General features: G+C 38.3%; 5 protein-coding genes. All 5 read left to right on the plus strand.

Annotated elements, in window-relative coordinates; all coding sequences use genetic code 11:
- Positions 1 to 317 precede the first annotated feature (317 nt).
- Positions 318 to 1,754 carry a DUF4139 domain-containing protein gene (locus tag Q0117_RS03315; protein ID WP_297922501.1) on the plus strand — a complete coding sequence of 479 codons (1,437 nt, stop codon included), beginning with the start codon at positions 318 to 320 and terminating at the stop codon, positions 1,752 to 1,754.
- A 389-nt stretch (positions 1,755 to 2,143) separates the two neighbouring features.
- Positions 2,144 to 2,971 carry a hypothetical protein gene (locus tag Q0117_RS03320; RefSeq protein ID WP_297922504.1) on the plus strand — a complete coding sequence of 276 codons (828 nt, stop codon included), beginning with the start codon at positions 2,144 to 2,146 and terminating at the stop codon, positions 2,969 to 2,971.
- Positions 2,972 to 3,020: 49 nt separating this feature from the next.
- A complete protein-coding gene (locus Q0117_RS03325; protein ID WP_297922507.1) occupies positions 3,021 to 3,170 on the plus strand; it encodes a hypothetical protein in 150 nt (49 codons plus the stop codon).
- A complete protein-coding gene (locus Q0117_RS03330) occupies positions 3,167 to 3,928 on the plus strand; it encodes a hypothetical protein (protein WP_297922510.1) in 762 nt (253 codons plus the stop codon). Before Q0117_RS03325 ends, Q0117_RS03330 begins: the two co-directional genes overlap by 4 nt.
- Before the next feature lie 61 nt (positions 3,929 to 3,989).
- A partial coding sequence (locus tag Q0117_RS03335; RefSeq protein WP_297922513.1) for a calcium-binding protein occupies positions 3,990 to 12,224 on the plus strand: 8,235 nt, incomplete at its 3' end.

A 12,224-nucleotide genomic window follows, 5' to 3' on the forward strand; every position in this document is an offset into this window, starting at 1 on the left:
GCCCCACGCCCCGCTAAAGTTACGGCAGGCTAGCGCCTGCATTTTTATCGGTTTTACTTCGCGGAGGGGTACAGCTCATCCTTAAAATAGAAGCTTCTTAAATTTAAAATTTCATCGCTTCGGCTGTGCGAGCGATAAAGCTTATATGGCGCTAGTAGCGGTAAAATTTTAGCCTCTGCGGCGGAGTTTTTTGCGGGAACGAAATTTTAAAATTTCAAAGCGGGCGGCGGAGTCGGAATTTTAAAATTCGCCTCAAATTTTAAGCATAAAAATCAAAATTTATCGTTACAATTACGTAAAATTTTTAAGGAGCGAAAATGAAAAAAATAGTTCTTTTAAGCGCAGCTGCAGTGCTTGCCGTAAATTTAAGCGCGCAGGAAAACAGCCTTGAGATCTACGCGAACTCCGCCTTCTTGCATCAAAACTTCGGCGCGCAAAAATCAAACTTCAGCGTGAACGTGCCGGAGTACTTGGATATCCGCAGCATCGAGATTACGGGCTCTTGCGAAGTGCGCGAATTGTCTTTGGAAGAGAGCGAGCCAGTGAAAAACGCGGAATTCGCCAAAAAAGAGGCGGACGAAAAGAGCTTGCGCGAGCTAAGCGACCGCCTGGTCGCGCTTAAGGCGCAGCAGCGCTTTTTAAGTGACTTTGCGAGCTTAAAAGATAGAAGCCTGGCGAGCCTAAAGGCGGATTCGCAAAAAATTTACGACGAGGTCTTGCTCGTAGCGGGCGAAATTTCAAAGACGGACGAGCAAATCGGAAAGCTCAAAGAGAAAATTTCAAAATACCGGATCAAGAACGAACGCCGCTTAAACGTGAACTTTGGCTGCGATCCGAGCTTCGTTAAGATCAACTACCCCGTTGACGTAAGCGCCTACACGCACAACGAGCTCTCTGCCGATCTTGCAAGCGGCAAAATCGAGGTCGCGCAAAAACTCTCGGTGCAAAATCCGCTAAACGCCGAGCTAGCGAATTTGACGATCGCGCTGTATCCTTACGAATACTCCTCGCAGACCGCGCCGCAGCCGTTTTACCCGTGGTATGAGGGCGAGCCTATGGAGCCTGAGCCCGCGGCGGCTTATAAAAAGGATGTGATGCTAGAGGTGGCGGATATGCAGAGGGCACCTGCGGCGGAGGCTAGATCGTCGTATGCAAGGACTGGCTCGAATATCGAAAGCTCGCTCTCAAAGGTGTGGAAAATTAGCGGCGTAAGCCTCAAGGCGGGCGAGGCGGGCGAGTTCAGCTTCGATAAACAGAGCCTGGATGCGAAATTTGATCTGCTCATCGACGGTTACGGTAGCGAGGCGGCCTACGTGCGGGCTAAATTTATCCCCGAAAGAAGCATAGAGGAGAGCGAAACGCTAATAAAGCTCGACGGCGTGCAGATCGGGCTCGTGCATCTAGGCTTTGCCGCAAACTCCGAGGCTACGGCATATCTGGGTAAAAACAGCCTGATCGAAGTCAAAAAAGAGCAGGCGAACAACTTCACGAAAAACTCCTTTTTCGGCGGCGAAAGCAAAAATTCCATGGCTTGGGATTACGAGATCAAAAATAGCTCCAAGCGCGCGTGGAACGTGGTTTTGCAAGAGCGAGCGCCCGTTTCGACGCACGAAGACATAAAGGTTGCACTGAAAAACTCGCCCGAGCAGAGTAGCCTCGACAAGGACGGACTGCTTAGCTGGGACTTTGAGCTAAAGCCGGGCGAGAGCAAAAAGATCCACTTCGGCTACGAGCTAAGCAAGCCGAAGAAGTAACAAGCTTTGGCGCTCGCGGTTAAATTTTGCGCAGCGAAGTAGCTTTTTGCGGTGCGGCTAAATTTTGCGGGCATAAAACTAAGGCGCGGCTTTAGAGCTTATCTGAAATTTTTGGCGCCGCACCGCTGAATTTTACGCGCCGCGCCGAGTAAAATTTAAGCGCTGCGAGAACCAAAAATTTAAATGTTGCGGCGATTTAAAATTGGCTAGCGCGAGATATGAAATTTAGCGACGCAAAGAGGTTTTGGCGCTAGGCAGAAAACTTTGAGCATCGCGTAAATTTATCTCAAATTTAAAAAGCTCAGGACGATGAACGCGGAGCAAAGGTATAAATTTTACGGAGCGGCGAGGTGTGCGTTTGCTTCGCTGGCGTCATTTAAAGGATCGTTATGAAATTTCGCAAACTTAAATTTAAAATCCTAGCCGCAGCGCTACTTTTCTGCGCCGCATTTATCCGCATTGTGCCAGACTACTCCACTTCGCAAGGCTCCTGCATAGTTAATATTTTTAGCTATTACAAATATCAAAAGGGATATTGTCTAAAAGAGAATAGAATTCTGAGCAACGAAGAGTTACTTCGAAATGCCGCTATAAATTATTTTAAAAGATATCACGACTATGAGGTTCTGCGAAATACCATTATCGATGAGCACGATATAAAAAATTTCGGCCATAGTTTTTATACGGCGAGCATCTCCAAGCTCTATCTAATCGGCGATTTCAATGAAGAAAACTGGTTTGATTTTTTGGTTGAAAATACCGACAGGAAGAGTTTTGATTATGAGATAAAAGACAAGACGCAAATAGATATCTCCGATCTATCTAAATACTTTGTATATAAGGATGAAATTTTAGGCTTTAGACAGCCTATTATCTTGTCCGAAGAGAAAAATCCGCTTCATGGTGGAAAAATGTTTTTAGAAAAATCATTTTTAATAAAAGAGAATAAATTTTTTGTGAATTATGCCAGACCTGGTTATATAAGTTGGTATATCGAGCTTAACAATAAAGAAGATTTAACAAAAATCAAAAGCAAAGAAAATTTAATGCGAATAAAAAACGGGTATGAGAATTTAGAAAGCTTTAACGAAGTCTTAGCTTATACTCATATGAAGCATTTGCGACGTAAATTCTCATACGATAATTGCGGAAATATAAATTTTGATATCAAAGCTCCGGCGGAACAGGAGCTGGATATGTGGATTCACGGCGGATAAAGTTAGTTAAAATTTTATCTTAACGAATTTAACCGAAAAAGGATAAGGGATGAGCAAAAAAGAAACTGATCTAAGATTAGACTTAGAGGGCAATTACGGCGCCGATATATTGAGTTATTATTTGTGGGGCAAACAAACTCCTCCAGGCCCGAAAGAATTAGCCTCTAACGAATGGATGGATAGAAAAGAAACGATATGAAATTTTATAAATCCGTTAAATTTAAAGCCCTAGCGGGCACGCTACTTCTTATAATAATACTTTGCGCCGCATTTATCCGCATCATCCCCGATTACTCCACTTCACGAGGCTTCGCGATAGTTTCTCTTTCCGACTATAACAAATACGAACAAGGCTATTGCCTCAAAGAAAACAGAATTTTGCCGAAAGAGGAGCTGTATAAAAAAGTAGCAGGAGCATATTTGGACTATGACGTAAAGTTATATTGGATGATTGATGATTATAGGTTAAAAACCTTCGGTAGTCTTTGGTCTAGTAGATATGAGGTTGCATACTATGAACTAGAAAATATAAACTTATCCAATTGTTTTGAAGTATTAGAAAAATATTATCAAGAGGGAAAAACGACCGAGGAGATACTGATGAAAGAGCTAAAGGCTAAAAAAACCGATCCAAAGAAATATCTAAAAATAAATTTGAAAGATACGAGCGTTGGATTTGACAGACCGATAGTTATGGTTAACGGCGACGATAAAGCTGTTACAGGCACTTTGTTTCTTGATAAATTTGCTATATTTAACGGTAATTATATGCAATTTAACCATTCGGAGTATATTTATGACTTGGTAACAAATTTTGACATTACTAGAGAGTATTATAAAAAGAGAAAAAATGCCGTAGTCGGTATTGGAAAAGGTTTTAAATTTGATAACTGCGGCAATATAAATTATCCGCTGGAAGAATATTATTTGGGCGGTAGAGATATAGAGATGCGCTAAAAGTTTTATATAAATTTTATTAAAGATTTTAAAATAAAAAATTCAATACAAAGGATAAATGATGAGAACTTTTGAACTAGGATTAATCGGTTGCGATTTTGCTACGGAGACATTGTGTTTTTATCTCTGGGGGCGATCGGTTGCTCCTGAACCAGCTGAGTTGGCTAGTGGCGATTGGATCGATAGACAAGAGCCCATTACGTTAAAAATCGATCCGAATGAGTTCTTTTCTCTAGTAGGTAGAGACACTTTTAATGCTAAGGATATCAAACTATTTAAAACATTTTTTAGCGGTAAGACGATAGAAAGAAATGTGCTAAATAATGGAAATGCGCTAAATGAGACACAATACGATGAGCATAAAGACGGTAAATATTATTTGACGCAGGAGCAATTTGCTGACTTATTTTACGGAGAGTATAAAAATAATAAAGAGCGCTACGATAATAAAAAGCTAAAAGAAGATGTGTATGATATTGCATTTCGCCCATATGACAAGAATGCCGCCTCTGTATCTCTCTACGATAGAAATATCTTAAAACCTAATTTTGCCAAGATCGCTTTTGCGTTTGGAAGCGTTCAATTGGGACTTGATACCTCTAATATCCGTTATGTTTTAGATGAAAACCTAAATCCTTTGGCAGTTGAAAATGTAAGATATAAGCTAGATTTGGGAGATTTTGATTTTAAAGGCGGTGAAGGAAGCGAAGAAGTCAACGAAATCTTGAAGCAGATAGCAGATCCTAGCGGCATAGGGAAAAAGGTAAATTTAGAATTTGATAAAGAAGCAAAAATTTATGTAGGAGATATAACAAAAGAAGATTATGCTTCTTTGAAGGATTGGAAAGATCTAAAAACAAAATTAGGCGTAGATAATCCCCCTGCTCCTATAGATAATGAGCTTTCAGTTAAGACGGTGAAATATGCAAAGTTCCTTGATGAATTTAATCGTATCAAACAAGTAAGCAAAGTAATCGACTATCTTGATGAAAATGGCAAAATCGTTATGTTCGGAAGCAATGAAAATGATAAGATGGTAGGGACAAGAGCTACGAACTTCGATTACTCAGACAATGTAGACGCAGATTGGTTTCCCGATGCGGCTGCCAACTTGCTTCTAAATCACTATAAAGAGCATATCCCTAATGGCATAACTTACGTCGGCGGGAAAGGAAGCGACCGTATAATGGGAACTGATTATGACGATATACTATATGGGCACGATAAAGAAGGAAAGGATGATGACGAGGCTGCCGATACCTTGATAGGCGGTAAGGGAAGCGATAAGCTATACGGCGATAAAGGGGATGATACTCTTATAGGTTCTTTTAGGTTATCAGACGATGGCAATATGGACGAGCTCTACGGCGGAGATGGTTTCGATACCTACTACGCAGGAGATAAAGACATCATAGAAGACAGCGATGGCAAAGGCAGAGTTTTCTTAAATAACTCGATATTAACGGGCGGAATCTACAATAAGGATAAAGGAGTATATATAAGCGAAGATGGGAAGACGGAGTATAAATTATTGGAAGATGAAAAACTGATCGTCAAAAAAGATGGCGGTACAGTTACGATCAATGGATATAAGAAGGATTTTAAAGACGAGAAGGGAAACGCGTATCTAAGCATAACTCTCGTCGATACAGATGAGATAGGCATAAGTATAGATGACAACCAAACAAACGAAGGAGATAGCGGCAAAAAGTCGCTAGATTTTAACATCTCGATACAAGGCTCTATCGAAAAAGGTGAATTCCTCATACTGGGTGTGGGAGATAAAAAATATCTTTTCGGCGATCCAAGCGAAGAATATATCAAAAAATACAATCTAAATTTAGCTCAATACAAGCGGGGAAATACCTATACCTATACATGGGACAGCAATACGGACAAACAAGAGGATAGAAAATTTGATGTAACCCCTACAATCATTCAAACCTCAGACAAACTAAAAGCCAAGATATTAAAATACGGTATCGGCAAAATCATCGATGATGACCGCGATCCAGATGATCCTGAAACCGAGGGCTCCCCTATAGTCATAGATCTAAATAACGACGGAATAAATACTCTAAGCCTGGATTATACTAGAAACTTCGATCTGGATAATAACGGCTTTGCCGAAGCTACCGGATGGATACAAAAAGATGATGCGCTACTGGCGTATGATAGAAATGGAAATGGCAAGATAGATAACGGATCAGAGCTATTCGGCGATAAAACGATTTCAGATAATTACTACTCATACACTAACCCTAAAGCTAAAAACGGCTTTAGCGCTCTTAAAGAATTTGACACCAACAATGACGGCATAATCGATAAAAATGATAAAGACTTTGATAAGCTTCTATTATGGCAAGATAAAAACTCTAATACCATAACTGACGAAGGAGAATTAATCAAACTAAGCGATAAAGTAAAATCTATCGATCTAAACTATAAAGAAATTTCAACCGATAATAACGGAAATTCTATCAGGCAAACCTCTACTGCCACTTTAAATGATGGGACTAAGGTTAAGGCAGATGATGTATGGTTTAAAGTAAGTCTAAATAAAACAAAAGAGATAATAGACCAAGACAAAATTCTACTAGAAACTCAAGCTCTACCTCAAGTCATAGCCAGTGGAAATTTGAATTCTCTAAGAGTGACGGCAAGCAATAACGAAACTTTGGCTACTATGATAAATCTATATCTGGCCCTAAGCCCAGAGGATAGAAAGAAACATATTGATGAACTGATCTACGAATGGGCGGAAGTAGGAGCAATAGATAAAAATTCAATGAGAGGCGATGTAAAAGCAAGAGATATGGCCGTATATGAAAAGCTTGCGGGTAAGCCTTTCTTGCAAAAGGGTTATAATTCTAGCCCATGGACAAATGCCTCCAATAGGGTTAACGATAAAATCAATACCTTTAAATATTATGTATATGCTTCTATAGAGCTTCAAACGACATATTCCGATTTAAATTTAGACATGGAAAAGATGAGCTTGGGAGAGGGCGGAAAGCTAAGCTATAAATTTGATACTTTAAATTCTAAGCTTATGCGGCTATATAAAGATGGAAAACATGATGAAATTATCAAATTAATGAGTATCGTTCGAGATGCTAGCGCGTATAAACCTATATTCCAAAAGAATTTAAAAGAAGATCTCGTAAAGCTAGGCAGCAATGATGACAAATTGTTGTCTCTATGTCTTAATACGTATATGGGTGGGACGGATGGCAATGATGTTATCAATGGAAATTCCGAAAATAATTTTATAGTGGGAGGAAAAGGCAACGACACGCTCTATGGCGGATATGGTGACGATATCTATATTTATAATAAAGGTGACGGAGCGGATATTATCTACGATATGGCGGGTAAAGATGAAATACAATTCAAAGAAGGCGTAGCTCCTAATGATGTAAATTTCAAAAGGGAACTAGATAAACTTATAATATCCATCAAAAGTAATGATGATAGCATAACTATCCAAAATTTCTTTTCCGTAAATCCTGAAATAGGAAACAATACCGTAAGAACTATAACTTTTGCCGATGGAACCGTTTATGATTTTAATAAAATTCTTGAATTAACCCCACTAAGCTCTACCGATAAAGACGATAAGCTATATCTCACTGATGGCAACGATACCTTTGACGCAGGTCTTGGTAACGATGAAATTTGGAGTGGTAACGGAGATGATATCATCAATGGCGGAGAGGGAGATGATACCCTTTATGGAAATGATGGCAACGATACTTTAAATGGAGGCAACGGAAATGATACGCTTTATGGCGGTAATGGTAATGATATACTAAATGGAGGAAAGGGAAACGATACGCTCTATGGCGAAAACGGGAATAATATTCTAAATGGAGGAGCAGGCAACGATGCCCTCAATGGTGGTTATGGCAACGATACCTATATATTTAATCAAAGTGACGGAGCGGATACTATAATAGATTACGGCGGTAATAATATTCTCAAACTAGGCGCCGGATTGGATAAAAAAGATTTAATCATTTCGCAAAATTCCAATGGATACATACTTTTATCTTTTAAAAATAACGCGAGCGATAGTATTACCTTCAATCAAAATATCCAAACTATAGAATTCGCTAACGGCGATAAGATAAATATAGATGAGATTAAAAAGTTATCTCTTATCGGAGATGATACCGATAATACGATTTACGGCTATTATAATGAAAATAATATCCTAATCGGCAACGGAGGTAACGACAGACTTTACGGAAGTGACAATAACGATACTTTAATCGGCGGTAAAGGAAACGATACTCTCAATGGCGGATACGGTAATGATACCTATATATTTAATAAAGGCGATGGAGCGGATATCATAACCGATTACGACGGTAATGATACGATTAAATTTAATGATTTTTCCGCCAGCGATATATCATTAAAACGAGAACTTAATGATGTTATCATCACTTCAAAAGTCTCAAATGACAAAATTATCATCAAGGACTTTTATTATAATGGTGATGCAGTATCGTCTATAAAAAAGATTATTTTTAAGGATAATTCCGTTTGGGATTATCAAACTATCATTAATAACTCTTCTATAAAAGCAACGGAAGAAGATGATAAATTCTATCTAAGCAATAAAGACGATATATTCGATGCCCTTGGCGGAGATGATGAAATATATGGGCATGGTGGCAATGATATCTTAAGCGGAGGCTTGGGCGATGATAAGCTTTATGGAAGTGATGGTAACGATACTTTAAATGGAGGAAGTGGAAACGATACTCTTTATGGAAATGATGGTAACGATGCTTTAATCGGCGGCAAAGACGATGACACTCTAAACGGCGGATACGGCGATGATACTTATATATTTAATAAAGGCGACGGCAACGATACTGTAACCGATAATGAGGGAGTCGATACTATAAAATTTGGCGAAGGAATAAGCAAAGAGGATCTTATCGTCAAAAGAGTTGCGCGAATGAATGATCGTACTGGACGAAAGGAATATTCGGATATAGCCATATTTTTTAAAAATTCCCCAAATGATTCCATTACTATGCAAAACGTTATCGATAGCAACAAAAATAGAGATAACAACATAATAGAGAATTTTGAATTTGCTAATGGCGAGAAGCTGAGCTTCGAAGATATCAAAAAGCTATCTTTGATTGGTACCGACAATAACGAGAACATTGTAGGTTATGTTCATACACACAATATTATCAAAGGAGAAGGCGGAGACGATAAGCTTTACGGTCAAGGCTGGAATGATACTATGTACGGCGGAGACGGTAATGACCTAATCGAGGGCGGTAGCGGCAACGATACTTTGATTGGAGGTAAAGGAAACGATATTCTAAACGGGGGTATAGGAAATGATATTCTAATTGGGGAAACAGACGATGATACCATATACGGGGACTTGGGTGATGATATTCTGATTGGTGGAATAGGAAAAGATACTCTCAACGGAGGTATGGGAGATGACACTTACGTATTCAATAAAGGTGATGGCAACGATACTATAGAGGATAGCGATGGAGTCGACATCATTAAATTCGGAGAAGGAATTGGCAAAGAGGATCTGCTTATAAGTAGGGGTGCGGATAAAGATGATATCGTGATTAAATTTAAAAATACTGCTACCGATTCCATAACTTTAAAAAACGTTATTTACAAAAATAAAACTAGTTTCTATGGCGCAATAGAAAACTTTGAATTTGCAAATGGTGATAAACTGAGTTTTAAAGATATAAAACAATTGGCTGTAGTTGGAACTGATGAAGATGAAGATATACAGGGCTTTGACGATGTAGATAATACTCTTGTAGGTAATGGCGGAAGTGACAAACTTTATGGCGGAGACGGTAACGATACCTTAATCGGAGGCATAGGAAATGATACCCTAAACGGGGGTCTAGGCAACGACACCCTAATAGGAGACGTAGGAAACGATATTCTAAAAGGCGGTATAGGAGATGATACTTACGTATTCAATAAAGGGGACGGTAACGATATAATAGAGGATAGTGATGGAGTAGACACTCTTAAATTTGGCGAAGGTATACGAAAAGAAGACTTAATTATTTCAAGAAATTCAGATAAGAATTCGCATGGATATTTATTAAGTTATGCAAGAGATATAATCATTAAATTTAAACACAATGAGACTGATTCCATAACTTTAAAAAATGTTATAAATGAAAATAAAACTGACATTGCCAACGTGATAGAAAATTTTGAATTTGCTAATGGCGAAAAATTAAGCTTTGAAGATATAAAACAATTGCCCCTTATGGGTACTGATGAAGGAGAGGGCATAAAAGGTTTTAGGGATTCAAACAATACGCTTGTGGGCAATGGTGGGGATGATAATCTTTATGGAGATAATAAGAATGATATTTTAATCGGCGGAGAAGGAGATGATAATTTAATAGGTGACGAAGGAGACGATACATATATCTATAATATCGGTGACGGAAATGATACAATCTATGATCATGAAGGAGAAGATATAATAAAATTTGGCAAAGGCATAAACAAGGAAGATATCATTGTAACTAAAAGCGAGGTAAAATACAATAGTTTTACAGGGTCAAAGTATCGAGATTTAGTTATATCGTTCAGAAAGAAACAAGGAAGTATATCCCTAGAGCATACTATATCAGAAGATGGTAGCATTAGTGTGGAAGATAAGTATAAAACATTAGTATTCGAAAACGGAGATAAATTAAGCTTTGAAGATATTTTAAAACTATCGTTAACCGGAGATGATGAGGATAATCATATATCCGGATATAAGTATCACAATGATACCATAGAGGGTAAGGGCGGAAATGATATACTTAGCGGAGATGAGGGTAATGATACTTTAATCGGCGGAGAAGGAAATGATAGATTAGGCGGGGGCGAAGGTAACGATATCTTGATTGGCGGCGAAGGTGACGATACTCTAGAAGGCTTTAGGGGCAATGATACTTATATTTTCAATAAAGGTGACGGAAATGACACTATAGAAGAATATGCTGGAAATGATACACTTAAATTCGGCGAAGGTATAAGCAAGGAAGATATTATCGTAAAAAAGAATGGCTACGGCGGCGCCTATAGCAATGATATTGTTATATCGTTTAAAAATAATCCTACCGACAGTATAACCTTAAAGGATGCTATACGCATGAACGAAGCAAATAAAGATAAAATGATAGAAAATTTTATTTTTTCAAATGGTGATAAATTAAGTTTTGATGATATTAGACAATTATCCTTAATAGGCAGCAATGAAAAAGATGACATAAAAGGATATAGCGATCTAAATAATATATTTCAGGGCATGGATGGAGATGATAATCTATGGGGTCAGCGAACAGACGAGACCTTTATAGGCGGTAAAGGCAACGACTATCTTGGAGGAGATGGCGGAGATGACACCTATATCTTCAGCCCCGGAGATGGAAATGATATAATTTTTGATTATGAAGGGACAAATATTTTACAATTTACTGAAGGAATTACAAAGGATGATTTATTAATCGGATTAGAAGAATCACGTTTTATAATTAGGTTTAAAAATTCAAACGATTCAATTTGGTTCCCTCATACATCCATTAAAAAAATACAATTTTTTAATGGAGACGAATTAAGCTATGAAGAAATGAAAAAATTGGCTTTAACAGGAACCGACGGCGATGATGTTATGAGTTCATGCAATGATGAGGATACGGTATTTATAGGCGGCAAAGGAAACGATACTCTAACCGGCGGAAGCGGTAATGATACATATGTATTCAATAAAGGGGATGGAGCAGATTCAATCCGGGATGAAAACGGAAATGATACTATTAAATTTGGAAATGGTATAAGAAAAAACGACCTAATTATAAAAAGGAGTGACAACAAAGACTTATATGAATTTGATGATATGATTATCTCTTTTAAAAATTCTCCTAATGACTCGATAGCTATAAAGAATATTATTGCAGATAATAAAATTAGACCTTCTGGCATAATAGAGAATTTTGAATTTGCAAGCGGAGAAAAGCTAAGTTTTGAAGATATTAAGCAACTATCTCTTGTGGGTACCAATAAAGATGACTTGATAAAGGGTTACAACGATATGGATAATGAGATCAAAGGCGGCGACGGAAATGATATACTAATAGGAGGCAACGGAGTTAATAATATCCTTGAAGGTGGCAGAGGCAATGATACTCTAAGAGGATGCTATGACAGCTATGGTAATCCCGGCATCAGCATGAATGGCAAAAATACCTTCGTCTTTTCTAGGGGTGACGGAAACGAT

It is taken from the genome of uncultured Campylobacter sp., from assembly GCF_937997535.1.
GTDB lineage: Bacteria > Campylobacterota > Campylobacteria > Campylobacterales > Campylobacteraceae > Campylobacter_B.